Source organism: Listeria sp. MAN/IMW/UF555, assembly GCF_058684075.1.
This window is the reverse complement of record NZ_JBZWZS010000002.1, coordinates 159,440-176,604: the sequence shown is the minus strand read 5'-3', so window position 1 is coordinate 176,604 and position 17,165 is coordinate 159,440. Positions and strand designations below refer to the sequence as shown.

Sequence of the window (17,165 nt, the reverse complement as noted above, 5' to 3'; positions counted from 1 at the left end):
AGTTGAAAAGGATGAGTAAATATGCCAGATAAATTTAAACGAGTACATGTTATTGTAATGGATTCAGTTGGTATTGGGGAAGCACCAGATGCTGCTAAATTTGGTGATTTCGATGTGGATACATTTGGTCATATTGCAAAACACGTTGGCGGCTTAAAAATGCCTGAAATGGGCAAATTAGGATTATCCAATATCCGTGAAATCGAAGGAATTGAAAAAGCTGAAAAACCACTTGCTTATTATACAAAAATGCAAGAGGCTTCTAATGGAAAAGATACAATGACAGGTCACTGGGAAATTATGGGACTTTATATTGATACGCCTTTCCGCGTATTTCCTGATGGATTTCCAGACGATTTAATCAACCAAATTGAAGCAAAAACTGGCCGTAAAGTAATCGGCAACAAGCCTGCTAGTGGTACAGAAATTATGGCGGAACTTGGGGAAGAACATGTGAAAACAGGTGCGCTAATTGTGTACACTTCTGCTGACTCTGTATTACAAATCGCTGCGCATGAAGATGTTGTTCCTTTAGAAGAGCTATATGAAATCTGTGAATTCTGTCGTGAAATTACATTAGACGATCCGTATATGCTTGGTCGCATTATTGCTCGTCCATTTGTTGGTGAACCTGGCGCGTTTGTCAGAACTCCAAACCGTCATGATTATGCCCTAAAACCTTTTAAACCAACAGTAATGGATGCTTTAAAAGATGGTGGGAAAGATGTCATTGCGATTGGTAAAATTTCGGACATTTTTGACGGAGAAGGTGTAACTGAATCTATCCGTACAAAATCAAACATGGATGGAATGGACCAATTTATCGATGTGTTAGATAAAGATTTTAATGGTATGAGTTTCCTTAATTTGGTTGACTTTGATGCACTGTTCGGTCACCGTCGTGATCCTCAAGGTTATGCGGATGCACTTGTCGATTTTGATGGTCGCTTAGTAGAAGTGATGGAGAAATTAACCGATGATGATCTTTTAATTATTACAGCAGATCACGGAAATGACCCAACATACACTGGAACAGACCACACTCGTGAATTTGTACCTTTACTTGTATACTCTCCGCGCTTTAAAAACGGCGGTTCTGAATTAGAATTACGCCAAACTTTTGCTGATCTTGGTGCAACAGTAGCGGACAATTTTGATGTAAAAATGCCTGAATACGGAAAAAGTTTCTTAAAAGATTTGAAATAGGAAAGAGGAGGAACAACAATGAGTTTAGAAAAAGTAAATGAAGCTGTTGCGAAAATTAGAGAAAATTACACTGGGGCGCCAACGGTTGGTTTAATTCTTGGATCGGGTCTAGGTGTATTAGCAGATGAAGTAAACAACCCAACAAAACTATCATACAGCGAGATTCCACATTTTCCTGTTTCTACAGTTGAAGGTCATGCAGGGCAATTCGTTTTTGGTGAATTAGAAGGAAAAGAAGTAGTAGCAATGCAAGGTCGTTTCCATTTTTATGAAGGATATTCCATGCAAGATGTTACTTTCCCGGTTCGTGTAATGAAAGAATTAGGTGTTGAATTACTTATCGTTACTAATGCTGCTGGTGGCGTGAATGAACTGTATTCTGCTGGAGACTTGATGTTAATTTCTGACCATATTAACTTTACTGGAACTAACCCACTTATTGGACCAAATGACGAACATTTTGGCCCTCGTTTCCCAGATATGTCTGAAGCTTATAACTTGGCGTTACGTGTCGATGCTAGATTAATTGCACAAGAACTTAATTTAACGATTCGTGAAGGTGTATATGCTGGATTTAGCGGTCCAACATACGAAACACCTGCTGAAATTCAAATGATGAGAACACTTGGAGCAGATGCTGTTGGAATGTCGACAGTGCCAGAAGTAATCGTTGCTAACCACGCTGGATTACGAGTGCTTGGTATTTCTTGTATTACGAATATGGCGGCGGGGATTCTTGACCAACCACTTTCTCATACAGAAGTAATTGAAACAACTGACCAAGTTCGTAGCACGTTTTTACAATATGTAAAAGCAATTGTTGCTAAAATTTCTTAAAATAATTGGTAGCTAATCTCAGTCCAAATTCGTTATTTTCTGAAGCGAGAAATAATGAATATGGGCTGAGTTTTTTATGTATTTGATAATATTTTCAGATAGTTATTGTCGCTCGGCTTCTTAGTATGCTACTATATAAAAGAACTTTTAAAAATCTATAATGTAAAGGTGGGATTGGCGTGACGTTTGAACGGCTTGGAACAATGAATGTAAATGCAGAAGGACATCTCGAAATTGGAGGGGTGGACACTTTAAAGCTTACTGAAAAATATGGTACGCCGCTGTACGTTTATGATGTAGCGCTAATCCGTGACCGAGCAAGAGGATTTAAGAAAACCTTTGAAGAGTTGGGTGTAAAAGCCCAAGTAGCTTATGCGAGTAAAGCGTTTTCTGCTGTAGCAATTTACCAATTAATGGCGGAAGAAGGCTTGTCTCTTGATGTTGTATCGGGCGGCGAACTCTATACAGCCATTAAAGCGAATTTCCCTCCTGAAAGAATTCACTTTCACGGAAATAACAAAAGTGCTGAAGAAATACATATGGCGCTTGATTATGGGATTGGTTGCTTTGTTATTGATAATTATTATGAAATTAGTTTATTAGAAGATATATTAATAGAACGAAATGAAAAAGCCGCTGTTTTAATTCGCGTGACTCCAGGGATTGAAGCTCATACACATGATTATATTTTAACTGGACAAGATGATTCGAAATTTGGATTTGGTCTTACTAACGGACAGGCTGAAAAAGCAATTAAGCAAGTGCTCCATGCAAGTGCTTCATTTGACTTAATCGGGCTTCATTGTCATATTGGTTCACAAATTTTTGAAACAACAGGTTTTAAACTCGCAGCTCGTCGAATTATGGATAAATTAGTAGAATGGCACGGAACACTCGGTTTTGATTCCAAAGTTCTTAATCTTGGCGGTGGTTTTGGTGTGCGTTATACTGCTGAAGATGAGCCACTCGAACCAAGTGAATATGTGCGTCAAATCATGGATGAAGTGCGTGATGTTGCTAATAGTAATGATATTGCTATTCCTGAAATTTGGATTGAACCGGGTCGTTCGCTCGTTGGTGAAGCTGGAACAACCCTTTATAAAGTTGGTTCTCGTAAAGAAGTCCCGGGTATCCGGAATTATATTGCAGTTGACGGCGGAATGTCGGATAATATTCGCCCAGCATTATACGATGCGCATTACGATGCTGTTCTTGCAGCCAATCCTGAAAAAGTTGCTGAAGAAACGGTAGCTATTGCAGGAAAATGTTGTGAGTCTGGTGATATGTTAATTTGGGATTTACCGTTACCGAAATCAGATGCTGGCGAAATTTTAGCAGTATTTTGTACAGGGGCTTACGGTTATGCGATGGCAAGTAATTATAACCGAATTCCACGACCACCAGTAGTTTTTGTGGAAAACGGAATGGATAAATTAATCGTTGCCCGCGAAACTTATGAAAATTTAGTACAAAATGATCTTTCATTATAGTAGGGCGGGACAAACATGGTAGAAATGAATTTTAAAGTAGAAGCTTTTGAAGGTCCGCTTGACTTATTACTTCATTTAATTGGTCAACTAGAAGTCGATATTTATGATATTCCAATGGCTGAAATCACGGATCAATATATGGAATTTGTTCATACAATGCAAGAAATGGAATTAGATGTTGCAAGCGAATATTTAGTAATGGCCGCTACTTTGCTAGCAATTAAAAGTAAAATGCTTCTTCCAAAACAAGAACTAGAAATCGATTATGATACACTAGAAGAGGAAGAAGATCCACGTGATGCTTTAGTTGAAAAACTAATGGAATACAAACGATTTAAAGAAGCCGCAAAAGAACTGAAAGAAAAAGAAGCCGAACGTAGCTTTTATTTTAGTAAACCACCAATGGATTTGGCCGAGTATGACGACGGAACCAAAGTGGCGGAACTCGATGTATCGTTAAATGATATGTTAAGTGCTTTTAACAAAATGCTACGACGCAAGAAATTAAATAAACCACTGCATACAAGAATTACAACTCAAGAAATTTCGATTGATGATAGAATGAATTCCGTACTCGGAAAACTACATCAACAAACAAATCACCGTTTACGTTTCGATGAACTATTTGAAGAACAGACAAAAGAACAACTTGTCGTGACTTTTTTAGCTCTGCTGGAGTTAATGAAACGAAAATTAGTCGAAGTAGAGCAATCAGCAAGTTTTGCAGATTTATATGTGCAAGGTAAAGGGGAAGAACTATCGTGAACAGAGAAGAACAATTAGGCGTATTAGAGAGCTTGCTTTTTGCAGCGGGGGATGCAGGTCTTTCAACAGAACAATTAACGGAAGTCATGGAAATCACGCATATTGAAGCACTCAATTTATTAGAGCTTTTAAGTGAACGATATAATGGAAATGAGGACAGAGGGCTGATTTTACTAGAGCTTGCTGGAACTTTCCAATTAGCTACGAAAAAAGCACATGCGGAATTTTTACGGAAATTAGTGGAAGTTCCGAGCAATACAGTTTTATCACAAGCATCCTTAGAAACGTTGGCAATCATTGCGTATCGCCAGCCTGTGACCCGAATGGAAGTAGATGAAGTTCGCGGTGTGCAAACAGATGGACCGATTAGAACGCTTGTTGCAAAAGGATTAGTTACTGATAAAGGTCGCGTGGACGGGGCAGGACGTGCAAAACTATACGTGACTACAAGTGAGTTTTTGGATGCATTCGGGCTGAATTCTTTAGACGATTTACCAAAGCTTGCTGACCCAGAAGCAGAAGACCCAGATCAAAGCGAAATGGACCTGTTTTTTGACCGGTTTAACCAAAGTAAAGAACAGGAGGAGGAATAAGAATGGAACGTTTACAAAAAGTGATTGCGAATGCGGGAGTAACTTCTAGAAGAAAAGCAGAGAAACTTATTCAAGAAGGTAAAGTAACAGTAAATGGAAAAGTAGTTACAGAACTTGGTGTCAAGGTTTCAGGAACCGAACGAATTGAAGTCGAGGGAATCCAACTTACAAAAGAAGAACACCGCTATTTCCTTTTTTATAAACCAAGAGGAACGGTGTCAGCTGTAACAGATGACAAGGGACGCACGACGGTAGCGGATTATTTTACAGATATTCCAGAACGACTTTATCCAGTTGGAAGACTTGATTATGATACATCTGGCTTATTATTAATGACAAATGACGGTGACTTTGCGAACTTGCTAATGCATCCTAAAAATGAAGTGTCCAAAACTTATATTGCTCGGATTAAAGGAATTCCAGAACGAGAAGTTATTCGTGAGTTAGAGCGCGGAGTTGTTATCGATGGTCGTAAAACCGCTCCAGCAAAAGTAAAAGTACGTTCTTCTGATAAAGCAAAAGACAAAGCGATAGTTGAAATCACTATCCATGAAGGACGAAACCGCCAAGTTCGTAAAATGTTCGAAGCAGTCGGTTTTGAAGTACAAAAACTAGCGCGCGAAGAATATTCTTTCTTGAATTTACGTGGTTTAAATGCGGGTGAAAGAAGAGAATTATCACATCATGAAGTAAAACAATTAAAAACAGAAGCGAGATTTGGCAAGAATAAAAAGTGACATTTCGACATAAAATATACTTTCTGATAGCGTGTTTTGTGAAAAACATGTATAATTTAAATCGTAGTAAATTTGGTATAGGCAATTGTATGGTTTTCCGTATGTGGGTACGAGAAATTCCATTTAATTATTTGAATTTAAATGATGCGTTTTTATGTAAATGAGAGTTAGGGGATGAGTACTTATGAGTGAACAAGTTAGAGTGCTTGTTGTGGATGATGAGGACCGGATACGCCGCCTTCTTAAGATGTATCTTGAAAGAGAAAACTATCGTATTGAAGAAGCTAGTGATGGTGATCAAGCATTAAACATGGCACTGAACAACAATTATGAAGTGATCCTGCTTGATTTAATGATGCCAGGTAAAGATGGTATCGAAGTTTGTCGTGAATTAAGGGAATATAAATCTACACCAGTTGTTATGTTGACTGCAAAAGGAGAAGAAGCTAACCGTGTGCAAGGCTTTGAAGTGGGTGCAGATGATTACATCGTTAAACCATTCAGCCCTCGGGAAGTAGTGCTACGCGTTAAAGCTGTTCTTCGTCGTGCAAAACAATCATCTGAAGAAGCTGCTGGAGGTACACCAGGAGACATTATTACATTCCCACATTTGAAAATTGATAATGAAGCTCATCGTGTTATTGTAGATGGAAAAGAAATTGGCCTAACACCGAAAGAATATGATTTACTTTATTATTTAGCTAAATCTCCAGATAAAGTTTTCGACCGTGAATCACTTTTAAAAGAAGTGTGGCGTTATGAATTCTTTGGTGATTTGCGTACAATTGATACGCACGTAAAACGCCTTCGTGAAAAACTACATGATGTATCTGAAGACGCTGCTAGAATGATTGTTACAGTATGGGGCCTTGGCTATAAATTCGAAGTTCCAGAAGATTAATGACGAGTATTAAGATAGCGGGCAAAGACGTTTAATCGGCAAGTGTTATGCCGCACGTGCTTTGTTCGTTATTTTTTTGTGAAGTGAGGTGAGATAGATGAAGATTTGGAATAGTATCGTTGGCAAAATATGGAGTACAATCATTTTATTATTGATTGGGATTTTAGTTATATCGGGATTCTTAGTGGCGATGATTTATGAAAAAAATAATATGGCTCATATTACAAAAGAGTTAGAAGAGACGACATCAAGTATTATCACCATTATGAAAGAAAACGATGAAGTTATCTCCAACGAAAATGATAATGATTCCGCACTGACGTTACTTGATAATACAATGGGCGTCATTATTGAAGAAAACGGAAAGAATATTTATCAATCTCAATCTCCTGACACGGTTTCTAGCGCATCTGCAAACAAACTCATTCATGATAAAACGTTAGATAAAGCTTTAGAAAAAGATAACAGCATTACAATGAAGTATAATTTCAAAACAGAAGATAGCTCCTTACCTGTCGAAATTTCTGCACAGAAGTTTGTTTTAAGTAACGGAGAATCCGGTGTTGTTTATGTTTACCAATCGTATCATGATATTTTAAAAGTGAATCAAAAAACGATGAGAACACTTATTGTTTCAGGTATCATAGCTATTGTTATTACTTCGATTTTATCTTTTGTCTTCTCATCTAGAATGGCTTTTCCTCTTCGTGAAATGAAAAAGATTGCCATAGCTGTTTCAAAAGGGAATTTTGATAATCGTGTTCCGACTTACACGCATGATGAAATCGGTGAACTCGGGGTCGCTTTTAATGATATGGCTAAACAATTAAAATATAATATTAGTGCCCTTCGCCAAGAAAAAGAGCAATTATCTAATATTTTAGTAGGAATGGCAGATGGGGTAATTAAATTCAGTGTAGATAAAACGATTATTTTAAGTAATCCACCTGCAGAAGAATTTTTACATAATTGGTTTTTCTCACCTGAAAATACGGAAAAAGTACTGATACCAACAGCTTTAAATGATTTATTGAATGATACTTTAGACAAGAAAGAATCGCAAGTGGGCGAAATAACTTTTTCTGACCGGACGTATGTAGCAATTTTGACATTATTATATACAGGTGAGCATGTTCGAAGTATTGTTGCAGTTATTCGTGATATGACAGAAGAGAAACAGCTTGAGAAAATGAAGAGCGATTTTGTTAACAATGTGTCGCATGAGCTTAGAACGCCTATTTCTATGCTTCAAGGTTACAGTGAAGCGATTATTGATGGAGTTGCGCAGTCGGATGAAGAAGTGCGGGAATTTGCACAAATTATTTATGACGAATCCCTTCGCATTGGTCGATTAGTTAATGATATGCTCGACCTTGCAAGAATGGAAGCCGGCTTTAATCAAATGGACAATCAAAAATTACCTCTAGCTCCATTACTACGAAAAGTAATCGCTAATTTTGATGTTCTTGCGAAAGAAAACTTTGTAGAACTTGGCTTAGAACTTGAAACACCAGATTTAGAGTATTCCTATGACCCCGACCGGATGGAGCAAGTGTTAATTAATTTAATCATGAATGCTATCCGCCACACCGGGAAAGAGGGCTACGCTGGAAAAGTTATTTTAAAACAAACAATTGATGAAACAAGAAATAATCTTGTAATTACAGTATCCGATAATGGTAGTGGTATTGCTGAAGAAGACATTCCATACCTATTCGAGCGTTTTTATAAAGTAGATAAGGCTAGAAAACGTGGAAAAGCTGTGGGGACAGGGATTGGCCTTGCAATTGTAAAAAACATCGTAGAAGCTCATAACGGAAAAATTTCAGTAGAAAGTGTGCTAGGTAAAGGATCAGACTTTATCATTACCTTGCCTTTGTATAAATAGATTGGAGCGAAAATCATGGAAAATAGACAAACGAAATTTTGTAAAGAATCTTTAGTAATTAAAACTAGTCGGGTGTTTCCATCCGATACAAATAATCATAATACACTCTTTGGTGGAAGATTAATGACTTATATTGACGATACTGCTTCTATTAGTGCATCTCGTCACTGTCGCACAGAAATCGTAACAGCTTCGACTGACTCGGTGGACTTTTTAAAGCCAATTAAAAACGACCATTCTGTTTGCCTAGAGTCCTATGTTGCCTCAACAGGTAGAAGCTCCATGGAAATTTTTGTTAAAATTATTGCGGAAAACTTAAAAACAGGGGAACGTTATTTAGCAGCCACTTCTTTTCTCACTTTTGTTGCGCTAGATAATGATGGCAAAACAGTGGAAGTACCTCTTGTTAAACCAGAAACAGAAGAACAAAAAAGAATCCACGCTGGAGCAGAAGCGAGAAGCATTGCGCGTAAAATTCGTTTAAAAGAAAATCAATCATTAGCGGAATCATTGTCTACGAATATTCCATGGTAAATAGATAAAAACCAGATAATCATCTGGTTTTTATTTTTGTAACTAAGAAAGCGCTTACGTGAAAAAATATACAAAAGGACTTGCGAAAAAATATTTTCATGGTAAAATGAAAATTGTAATAAAATATTCGTTCATCTTCGGGGCAGGGTGCAATTCCCGACCGGTGGTTAAAGTCCACGATCTGCTTTCTTAGCAGTTGACTCTGGTGTAATTCCAGGACCGACAGTATAGTCTGGATGGGAGAAGATGTTGGCAGACCTTTTCGTTTGTCTTCACGAGCATGTGTTAGCAAGCTGTGATGCTTATTTGAGTATTAAGTGCTTGTTTAATTAATCACAAACTCTCCCTCGACTTTTTTTAGTTGAGGTTTTTTATTTGCTTGGGTTGCATTCGTTTAGTGATGTCACTCGCTTCTTGGTGAACATCAAGGGAGAAATGACAATGAAGAATTATTCAATGAAGGTTTTTGTAAGTGTGGCGGTTCTTGGTACTTTAGCATTTATTTTAATGATGCTACAATTTCCGCTGCTACCGAGTGCGCCATTTTTAAAGCTTGATTTTAGTGATATTCCAGCTTTGATTGGTGGCTTATTATTCGGACCACTCGCAGTGATTTTAGTAGAACTAATCAAAAATGTCCTGCTTTACATTGTGTCAGGTAGTCCAGTCGGAGTTCCGGTTGGAGAATTAGCCAATTTTATTAATGGTATTTTTTATGTATTACCGATTTATTATTTATTTCACTGGTTCCGCTCAACAAAAGGAATGGTGCTTTCAACAGCAGTTGGAACGTTAGTAATGACAGGCGCAATGGTGATATTTAATTATTTTGTATTATTACCATTTTACATTAAACTTGGTGGACTTCCGGCGGATACAGATGTTGCTTGGTTAGTCACATATACGATTATACCCTTTAGCTTATTAAAAGGAGTCATCGTTAGTGCTGTATTCTTGATACTGTACTCTAGACTTAAAAAATGGATTGCTAAAAACCAAACTGTAAAAGAACGTCGTAAATTTGAAAAAAGACAGCAGGAAACAAGTCATTAACATAAATAAAATCCGTGAGTCCACTGCGACTCACGGATTTTTTAATGGAACGGAGAATCAGAAACCTTAATCGAAAGGGAAGGACAAGCAAATTCAGCGTCAATGACCATTTCCTCTAAGTCTTCTGGGATTTCTTTTGTTCCAGTATTATTATCTAATAAATTATAGGCAAGACCTTCTGTATCATAATCAAAAACATCTGGAGCGTGAATAGAACAAGCACCACAAGCAATACAAGTGTCTTTTTCAACGAGACAATACTTCAATTTTCTACGCTTCCTTTCTAAAATAACAGTTTGAAGCAAGATTTTTTCTTTTTCTATTGTACCATATTTTGATAAAGTTTTTTTCGGGAAAAGTAATGTAGAACAAGTGTTTCTGTGGTATGATTGATGTTAGAAAAAAAGGTGGTGAGAACGTCTTGGATAAGCTAGATAATTATATTGCAACAATTTTAGAAAAGAGTATTACTCCTAGAAAATCGCCATTTTTACATACTATTTTGGCCGGTAGAAGAACTGGTCAAGCTGTTCAGGATGCTCATCTTTTTCAAATGCAGCATTTATTTGGACTAGTACCAAATTTGAAATTAAATTATTTAGAAACAAGACTTAAAGAATTAATGCGACAAGGTATAATTACTGTTACTGAAAATGGCTATACAGTGGAACAGAAGTCGAATGTTTCGTTTGAAATGAGCTATCCTTCTTTTCATGGATTTGCTTTTCAACAACAAGTTTTTGCCTTTTTCGCCCATTTACGACTCGCAGTTCAAGTTGTTAGTAATAAACACCATGCTGAGAAATATTATTTACCAGTTATTCGCGATAAGAAAGTACAGCAATTTATCAAAATTTGGTTGCAAAATCAGCAACAAGAGGACCTTGCTGACAGATTATATATTGAACTCATCAAGTGGTTTAATAGCTTGGCTGTAAGTAGACCAGAATTTTTAGTGGAACGATTTTCTGGCGGGAAACTAATGGGCTATACAACAGAACAAATTGCTACTAAATATCAACTAGAGAAGTGGGATGTTTATTTTGAAGTGTTACATGAACTTCATCGCTTGATTGCTGCCATAAAAGAAAGCGAAGAGGAGTGGCCACTTTTAGCTAGTTTAATACCGAATGAGCTGATGAGCCTAACGTCTTCTGCTATAAAAACTTATACACTATGGGAAAAAGGAATGGATTTGGAGATGATTGAACGAATCCGAAATTTAAAAACAAGTACGATACAAGACCATTTTGTGGAAATTAGAGCTACTTTGAAAGAAGCAAAAGTTCCTTATTTACCTGAGGAAGAATTAATCCAAACAATTAATTCGAGAAACTGGCATTTACTTCGCGACATAAAAGCTGCATTTCCAGATTTAGATTATTATCAAATTCGCTTAGCTGTCGTTAGTAAGGAGGACGAACAATGAATTTAGAACAAGAATTAAAGACCTATCTTGGTTTTGATGAATTTCGTCCTGGACAAAAAGAAGTAATTGAAAAAGCATTAGCTAAGAAAAACTGTTTTGCAATGCTACCAACCGGCACCGGGAAAACCGTTTGTTATCAGTTAGCGGGACATCTAATGGACGGATTAGTGTTAATCGTGTCTCCGTTACTCTCACTAATGCAAGATCAGATGGAGAGAATGCGAGCTCACGGTGAAAAACGTGTTGCGGCGCTTAATAGTTTTTTAAAGAAAGAAGAAAAACAACAAATTCTTGCAAATATTCATTTATATAAATTTATCTTTTTATCTCCAGAGATGTTAAACAATGAATTCGTCAAAAATACGCTTCTACAACAAAAGATTAGCTTATTTGTTATAGATGAAGCACATTGTATCTCTCAGTGGGGGCATGACTTTCGACCTGATTATTTGATGTTGGGACAGTTTATTGAAGATGCTAAATTTCCAGTGTCAATGGTACTTACAGCCACCGCAACTAAAAAAGTCCGAGCCGATATATTAAAACAATTGCATCTAAACGACTGTGAACAAGTGATTTATTCCGTTAACCGTCCTAATATTTATTTGCAAGTGGAAAAATTTACCAATCAACTTTCTAAAAAAGAACGTCTATATGAACTAGTTTCCAAGCTAAAAACGCCAGGAATTATTTATTTTTCTAGTAAGAAACTAGCTGAAAGTACTGCGCAAGAGTTGAATGAAGTATTAGGATTAAATGTAGCCTACTATCATGGTGATATGGAAACGGAAGATAGAATTGTGATTCAGCAACAATTTGTTTATGGGCAGTTAGATATTATTTGTGCAACAAGTGCTTTTGGAATGGGAATAGACAAGTCAGATATTCGTTTTGTTATTCATTATCACATGCCAGCAGACTTAGAAGCTTATTTGCAGGAAATTGGCAGAGCTGGTCGTGACGGAAAGGAAAGCGTTGCAATTTTACTGTATGCTAGTGGCGATGAATTTATCCAAATGCAGTTAGCAGATCAAGACATACCAGATGTTAATCTTATGCATCTATCGAAAGAACAACTTAAAACTCTTCCAGAAGCAGAACAACGCTTTATTGATTATTACCAAAAAAGTGGTTTAACTACAGCCGAATTAACAACCAAAATGGAATATCGAAAAAGCTGGAAAAGAGCTAATTTACAACAATTTATCGGATACTTACATGAAGAAGAGTGCCGTAGAAACTATATTCTGCGTTATTTTGAAGAAAGTCCGCTAGAAGTAACACCAGAAAATTGCTGCGATTTAGATAGTACCTTTACAATAAGTTTTGAAAAAGAAGAAAAAACAAGCGCCAAAGAAGTTTTGACTTGGGAAAATTACTTATCTTATCTACTTCAATAGATATTAAGTTACGAATTTTGACAAAAAGTAGCTTATTTCACATTTTTTGTAAAAAAAAGACTTGTTTATTGGCGGAAAAATTGTTATTATTTTGTTCAGTAATCTGTGTGAAATAAAAAAAGCTTATATGCCAGAAGTACTAAATTATAATGATTATTGCTTTTTTCTTCTAAAAAAGCGGTTTAAGTGTTGTTGTATATTGCTTTTATGGTTATAATTATTTCAAAGGTATTTCATTTATTAACATCTTATGTAACACTTCTCTGTGCCAATAATAGTGCATAGGATAATATTAGAAAGCACTAAAGGAGGAACTTTGAGTGGCAAAAACAAGAAAAAGTAAACGGGAATATGAAGAACCGGCTGATTATGATATGAATTCTGAAGGACAAGACGAATTTAACAATGAACCGCCGATGCTGTCCCGTACTGATAGCAGAAAAGTAAAAAAGAAAACTATTTTTAGATACCCATTGCTTAATTTATTGATTGTGTTTTTCTTATTAATTCCAATCGTTATAGTAATTGTATTTGTAACAGTACAAAATATGGGATCAACTAATGAAGTAAAAACAGAGACTGAATCGACAGTCAATGTTTCTGACAACACACAAACCAAAGCAGAAAAAGAAAAAGCTAAAAAAGCCGCAGAAGAAAAAGCCGCTGCTGAAAAAGCTGCAGAAGAAAAGAAAGAAGCAGAAGAGAAAGCTACTGCTGATAAAAAATCTCAAGAAGATGAAGCTGCTAAAGCCGCAGCCGCTAAGAAAGAACAAGAAGCCGCAGAAGAAAAAGCTGCCGCAGAGAAGGCCGCTGCAGACAAAGCTGCTAAAGAAAAAGCAGCAGCAGAAGCCGCTCAGAAAAAAGCAACTGAATCAACACAAAAGAAAGCTGGAGGTTCTCATACAGTTAAAGCAGGAGATACTCTTTACAGCATAGCGCGTTCTACTTATGGACAAGCTGGGGCTGCTGCTGGCGTTGAGAAAATCAAACAAGCAAATGGACTTGGTAGTAACAATGTTCCAGTTGGTACAGTTTTAACAATTCCACAGTAATAACAACACTGAATGGGTCTGGGAAACGCTTCCGAGACTCATTTGTTTGTTTAAATGGAAAAATGTAGGGGGATATGATTATGGCAAAAGTAGCACTAATTACAACAGGCGGTACGATTGCAAGTAAAAAAACAGCATCAGGAAAACTTGCATCAGGAGAATTATCTGGAGAAGAATTAGCTGCATTATGCCAATTACCAACAGAAATCCAAATTGATATTTATTCAACTTTTCAACTTCCTTCTATGCACATTGCACTCCCAGATCTTATTAGTTTAAAACAATTAATAGAATCTATTTTTATGGATGAAACATATGATGGTATAGTTGTAACGCATGGTACTGATTCACTGGAAGAAACAGCTTATTTCCTTGACCTTGCTGTAACTGATGCAAGACCAATTGTTGTTACCGGTTCGCAACGAGCGCCAGAAGAACCAGGGACAGATGCTTACGTGAACATTCGCCATGCTATTTATACTGCCTGCGAAGTGAATCTACGACAAGCTGGTACAGTAGTAGTTTTTAATGAACGTATTTTTGCCGCACGCTATGTCAAAAAAGTGCATGCATCGAATATTCAAGGTTTTAGTGCATTTGGATTTGGTTATCTTGGAATTATTGATAACGATCAAGTTTTTCTTTATCAAAAGCCACTTGAACACGAGTGTTTTGATATTCGCCTTGATTTACCGGAAGTAGTAGTTATTAAATGCTACCTTGGTGCAGATGGTCTATTCATTGATGCAGCAATTGATAGTGGCGTTTCAGGAATCGTACTTGAAGGTGTAGGACGGGGACAAGTTGCTCCGAAAATGATGCCAGCAATTATTCGTGCTTTAGATGCGAACATTCCTGTTGTTATCACGACGAGTGCGGAAGAAGGAAATGTTTATACTACATATGACTACGAAGGTAGCACGTTTGATTTATACAATCGAGGTGTTATTTTAGGAAAAGATTATGATAGCAAAAAAGCGCGGATGAAATTAATGGTGCTTTTAGCGTCCCAAGAAGAGATCAATCAAACCAATTTCAGATAAAAGGAGTTTTATTCTATGACTAAGAAAATATGTATCGCAATTGATGGGCCAGCTGCAGCGGGTAAAAGTACAGTAGCAAAAATTGTTGCGAAAAAATTGCGTTTTGTTTATATTGATACGGGAGCTATGTATCGAGCGGTTACATATATCGCGCTAAAAAATAAAGTGGCGTATGAAGACGAAATGGCAATTGATGCTTTACTAAAAAAAACGGTGATTCGTTTCGAACCTGGTGAAGTACAACAAGTATTTGTAAATGAAGAGAATGTAACAGATGTAATTCGTTCACTAGAAGTAACTAATCATGTTTCTATCGTTGCCGCACATCCAGCTATTCGAGAAGCACTTCAAGAACGTCAGCAAGTTTTTGCAACAGAAGGCGGAATTGTCATGGATGGTCGTGATATTGGAACTGCTGTACTTCCAAACGCAGAACTTAAAATTTTCTTGCTAGCCAGCGTAGAAGAACGAGCAGAACGACGCTATAAAGAAAATATGGCAAAAGGTTTTGCAGGCGATTTAAATCAATTAAAGAAAGAAATTGAAGAACGAGATCACTTAGATTATACTCGTGAGCATTCTCCTTTAAAAAAAGCAGACGATGCTATTGAAGTAGATACAACATCGATGTCAATTGATGAAGTCGCAAATAAAATTCTTTCACTTGCTGAACAAAAAATCCAAAATTAATGAAAAAGTGCTACATTTTCAGAACTAAATGGAAATGTAGCACTATTTTAATTTAACCGTGAAAGTCTAAACAAGGTGAGCGATTTCACGGTCTATAGGCAATTTAACCCCCTTAAAAGAGCTTGACAAATGTTTGGATTTGTAGGATGTTATAAGAGAGATTTTTTACTTTGTGAAAAGTATCTTGAAAGGATTTTCTAGCTGGAAGATAAGTTTTACTGAGGGTGTATTTGTTATTTTTCTTTATTTAATTAGAAATTGCCTATTGAGGAAAACTAGTCAAGCGGATGAGGCAAACGTGAAAAGTTGCTTCTGAATTAGAAATTCCTAAAATTCGACTAACGAATGGAGGGCTACACATGTCTGAAGATTTATTTGATGTGGAAGTTAGAAATTTTGAAGAAGGAGACAAAGTCACTGGCACAGTTACAAGCGTGGAAGATAAACAAGTTTATGTTGGTATTCCCGATAGCAAACTTGATGGTGTCGTTCCAATAAGTGAACTTTCCAATATACATGTGGAGACAGCTTCTGACGTTGTAAGCGTAGGCGACACACTTGATTTGATTGTCACTAAAGTAGAAGACGATGTACTTGTTTTATCTAAAAGAAAAGTGGATGCAGAAAAAGCGTCTGATGATATTAAAGCTAAATTTGAGTCTGGTGAAGTGTTCGAAGCAGTTGTCAGTGATGTTGTTAAAGGCGGATTAGTAGTTGACCTAGGAGTACGTGCTTTTGTTCCCGCTTCTTTAGTAGAAGATCATTTTGTGGAAGATTTTGCAGATTATAAAGGTACAACCCTTACTTTCAAAGTAGTAGAATTTGAACCAGAAAACAACCGAGTAATTTTAAGTCACCGTGCAGTTGTGGAAAATGAAAAAGCTAACCAAAAACAAGCACTATTAAATGAAATCAAAGAAGGCGACGTGATTGAAGGTACTGTTCAACGTTTAGCTAACTTTGGCGCATTTGTTGATATTGGTGGGGTAGACGGACTTGTTCATATTTCACAAATTTCTTATAAACATATAGCTACACCGCAAGAAGCGTTAGAAGAAGGTCAAAAAGTTAAGGTGAAAGTTATCGGGATTGATCCTGAAAATGAACGTATTTCTCTTTCTATTAAAGCAACTTTACCAGGACCTTGGGATGGTATTTCTGAAAAAGCACCAGTTGGTTCTGTTTTAGAAGGAAAAGTAGTTCGTTTAGTAACTTTTGGAGCTTTTGTGGAAATTTTCCCTGGCGTAGAAGGTTTGGTTCATATTTCTCAAATCTCCCACGAACATATTGGAACACCACAAGAAGTCCTTTCAGAAGGTCAAACAGTAGAAGTAAAAGTACTAGAAGTTAATGAAGATGACAAACGTTTATCTTTAAGTATTAAAGACTTGCAAGATGCTCCAGTTGAAGAAGCTGATTATGAACTTCCAGAAGAAAATACTGGATTCCAAATGAGCGATTTAATTGGTGATAAATTAAAAGGACTTCAAAACGACGATAAATAATTGTTCGTAAAAGAGCCTAGGGAGACTGTTCCCATAGGCTCT

The 17,165-nt window shown here is 36.7% G+C and carries 17 protein-coding genes and 1 riboswitch; of the genes, 16 read left to right on the top strand and 1 reads right to left on the bottom strand.

Annotation, left to right across the window (positions count from 1 at the left end; genetic code table 11):
• Nucleotides 1-21: 21 nt before the first annotated feature.
• From deoB to AC4PG8_RS07960, 10 genes are all read left to right on the top strand, one after another.
• Complete coding sequence (gene deoB, locus AC4PG8_RS08005; RefSeq protein WP_003767605.1) at nucleotides 22-1,206, top strand: phosphopentomutase; 1,185 nt, start codon at nucleotides 22-24, stop codon at nucleotides 1,204-1,206.
• An 18-nt stretch (nucleotides 1,207-1,224) separates the two neighbouring features.
• A complete protein-coding gene (locus tag AC4PG8_RS08000) occupies nucleotides 1,225-2,043 on the top strand; it encodes a purine-nucleoside phosphorylase (RefSeq protein ID WP_003763157.1) in 819 nt (272 codons plus the stop codon).
• Between the two features lie 179 nt (nucleotides 2,044-2,222).
• Complete coding sequence (gene lysA, locus AC4PG8_RS07995; protein ID WP_003763156.1) at nucleotides 2,223-3,533, top strand: diaminopimelate decarboxylase; 1,311 nt, start codon at nucleotides 2,223-2,225, stop codon at nucleotides 3,531-3,533.
• A gap of 15 nt (nucleotides 3,534-3,548) precedes the next feature.
• Nucleotides 3,549-4,298 (top strand): segregation/condensation protein A, encoded by a 750-nt coding sequence (locus tag AC4PG8_RS07990; protein WP_003767599.1) that lies wholly within the window; start codon nucleotides 3,549-3,551, stop codon nucleotides 4,296-4,298.
• On the top strand, nucleotides 4,295-4,891 hold the full coding sequence (scpB, locus tag AC4PG8_RS07985) for an SMC-Scp complex subunit ScpB (RefSeq protein WP_010991732.1): 597 nt from the start codon (nucleotides 4,295-4,297) through the stop codon (nucleotides 4,889-4,891). The genes AC4PG8_RS07990 and scpB overlap by 4 nt, the downstream gene beginning before the upstream one ends.
• A 2-nt stretch (nucleotides 4,892-4,893) precedes the next feature.
• Nucleotides 4,894-5,628, top strand: coding sequence for a pseudouridine synthase (locus AC4PG8_RS07980; protein WP_003763153.1), 735 nt, complete (start codon nucleotides 4,894-4,896; stop codon nucleotides 5,626-5,628).
• Nucleotides 5,629-5,812: 184 nt separating this feature from the next.
• Nucleotides 5,813-6,529 carry a response regulator transcription factor gene (locus AC4PG8_RS07975; RefSeq protein ID WP_003767595.1) on the top strand — a complete coding sequence of 239 codons (717 nt, stop codon included), beginning with the start codon at nucleotides 5,813-5,815 and terminating at the stop codon, nucleotides 6,527-6,529.
• 97 nt (nucleotides 6,530-6,626) lie between these two features.
• Nucleotides 6,627-8,417 carry an ATP-binding protein gene (locus AC4PG8_RS07970; RefSeq protein ID WP_003763148.1) on the top strand — a complete coding sequence of 597 codons (1,791 nt, stop codon included), beginning with the start codon at nucleotides 6,627-6,629 and terminating at the stop codon, nucleotides 8,415-8,417.
• 15 nt (nucleotides 8,418-8,432) lie between these two features.
• Complete coding sequence (locus AC4PG8_RS07965; protein ID WP_003769473.1) at nucleotides 8,433-8,951, top strand: acyl-CoA thioesterase; 519 nt, start codon at nucleotides 8,433-8,435, stop codon at nucleotides 8,949-8,951.
• A gap of 129 nt (nucleotides 8,952-9,080) precedes the next feature.
• Nucleotides 9,081-9,203: riboswitch (FMN riboswitch) on the top strand.
• 189 nt (nucleotides 9,204-9,392) lie between these two features.
• Nucleotides 9,393-10,004 carry an ECF transporter S component gene (locus AC4PG8_RS07960; RefSeq protein ID WP_010991730.1) on the top strand — a complete coding sequence of 204 codons (612 nt, stop codon included), beginning with the start codon at nucleotides 9,393-9,395 and terminating at the stop codon, nucleotides 10,002-10,004.
• Nucleotides 10,005-10,045: 41 nt separating this feature from the next.
• Here the strand turns inward: AC4PG8_RS07960 and AC4PG8_RS07955 are convergent, their stop codons facing one another.
• Nucleotides 10,046-10,270, bottom strand: coding sequence for a ferredoxin (locus AC4PG8_RS07955; RefSeq protein WP_003763144.1), 225 nt, complete (start codon nucleotides 10,268-10,270; stop codon nucleotides 10,046-10,048).
• A gap of 155 nt (nucleotides 10,271-10,425) precedes the next feature.
• On the opposite strand from AC4PG8_RS07955, the gene AC4PG8_RS07950 reads away from it, so the two are divergent.
• From AC4PG8_RS07950 to rpsA, 6 genes are all read left to right on the top strand, one after another.
• Nucleotides 10,426-11,433 (top strand): YpbB family protein, encoded by a 1,008-nt coding sequence (locus AC4PG8_RS07950; protein WP_185512997.1) that lies wholly within the window; start codon nucleotides 10,426-10,428, stop codon nucleotides 11,431-11,433.
• Nucleotides 11,430-12,833, top strand: a complete 1,404-nt coding sequence (locus tag AC4PG8_RS07945; protein WP_492170237.1) for a RecQ family ATP-dependent DNA helicase — start codon at nucleotides 11,430-11,432, stop codon at nucleotides 12,831-12,833. Before AC4PG8_RS07950 ends, AC4PG8_RS07945 begins: the two co-directional genes overlap by 4 nt.
• Nucleotides 12,834-13,153: 320 nt before the next feature.
• Nucleotides 13,154-13,885 (top strand): LysM peptidoglycan-binding domain-containing protein, encoded by a 732-nt coding sequence (locus AC4PG8_RS07940; RefSeq protein ID WP_185540713.1) that lies wholly within the window; start codon nucleotides 13,154-13,156, stop codon nucleotides 13,883-13,885.
• An 80-nt stretch (nucleotides 13,886-13,965) separates the two neighbouring features.
• On the top strand, nucleotides 13,966-14,928 hold the full coding sequence (locus AC4PG8_RS07935) for an asparaginase (protein ID WP_010991726.1): 963 nt from the start codon (nucleotides 13,966-13,968) through the stop codon (nucleotides 14,926-14,928).
• A gap of 15 nt (nucleotides 14,929-14,943) precedes the next feature.
• Nucleotides 14,944-15,618 (top strand): (d)CMP kinase, encoded by a 675-nt coding sequence (gene cmk, locus AC4PG8_RS07930; protein WP_070753703.1) that lies wholly within the window; start codon nucleotides 14,944-14,946, stop codon nucleotides 15,616-15,618.
• 359 nt (nucleotides 15,619-15,977) lie between these two features.
• Entirely contained in the window at nucleotides 15,978-17,123 is a 1,146-nt protein-coding gene (gene rpsA, locus AC4PG8_RS07925; RefSeq protein ID WP_160466061.1) for a 30S ribosomal protein S1, read from the top strand.
• Nucleotides 17,124-17,165 lie beyond the last annotated feature (42 nt).

Excerpts from the sequence above, each read along its gene's own strand:
- cmk (WP_070753703.1), top strand. The coding sequence starts at position 14,944 with ATGACTAAGAAAATATGTATCGCAATTGATGGGCCAGCTGCAGCGGGT.
- AC4PG8_RS07980 (WP_003763153.1), top strand. The coding sequence starts at position 4,894 with ATGGAACGTTTACAAAAAGTGATTGCGAATGCGGGAGTAACTTCTAGA.
- deoB (WP_003767605.1), top strand. The coding sequence starts at position 22 with ATGCCAGATAAATTTAAACGAGTACATGTTATTGTAATGGATTCAGTT.
- AC4PG8_RS07960 (WP_010991730.1), top strand. The coding sequence starts at position 9,393 with ATGAAGAATTATTCAATGAAGGTTTTTGTAAGTGTGGCGGTTCTTGGT.
- AC4PG8_RS07970 (WP_003763148.1), top strand. The coding sequence starts at position 6,627 with ATGAAGATTTGGAATAGTATCGTTGGCAAAATATGGAGTACAATCATT.
- rpsA (WP_160466061.1), top strand. The coding sequence starts at position 15,978 with ATGTCTGAAGATTTATTTGATGTGGAAGTTAGAAATTTTGAAGAAGGA.
- AC4PG8_RS07975 (WP_003767595.1), top strand. The coding sequence starts at position 5,813 with ATGAGTGAACAAGTTAGAGTGCTTGTTGTGGATGATGAGGACCGGATA.
- AC4PG8_RS07935 (WP_010991726.1), top strand. The coding sequence starts at position 13,966 with ATGGCAAAAGTAGCACTAATTACAACAGGCGGTACGATTGCAAGTAAA.
- AC4PG8_RS07990 (WP_003767599.1), top strand. The coding sequence starts at position 3,549 with ATGGTAGAAATGAATTTTAAAGTAGAAGCTTTTGAAGGTCCGCTTGAC.
- AC4PG8_RS07945 (WP_492170237.1), top strand. The coding sequence starts at position 11,430 with ATGAATTTAGAACAAGAATTAAAGACCTATCTTGGTTTTGATGAATTT.
- AC4PG8_RS07965 (WP_003769473.1), top strand. The coding sequence starts at position 8,433 with ATGGAAAATAGACAAACGAAATTTTGTAAAGAATCTTTAGTAATTAAA.
- AC4PG8_RS08000 (WP_003763157.1), top strand. The coding sequence starts at position 1,225 with ATGAGTTTAGAAAAAGTAAATGAAGCTGTTGCGAAAATTAGAGAAAAT.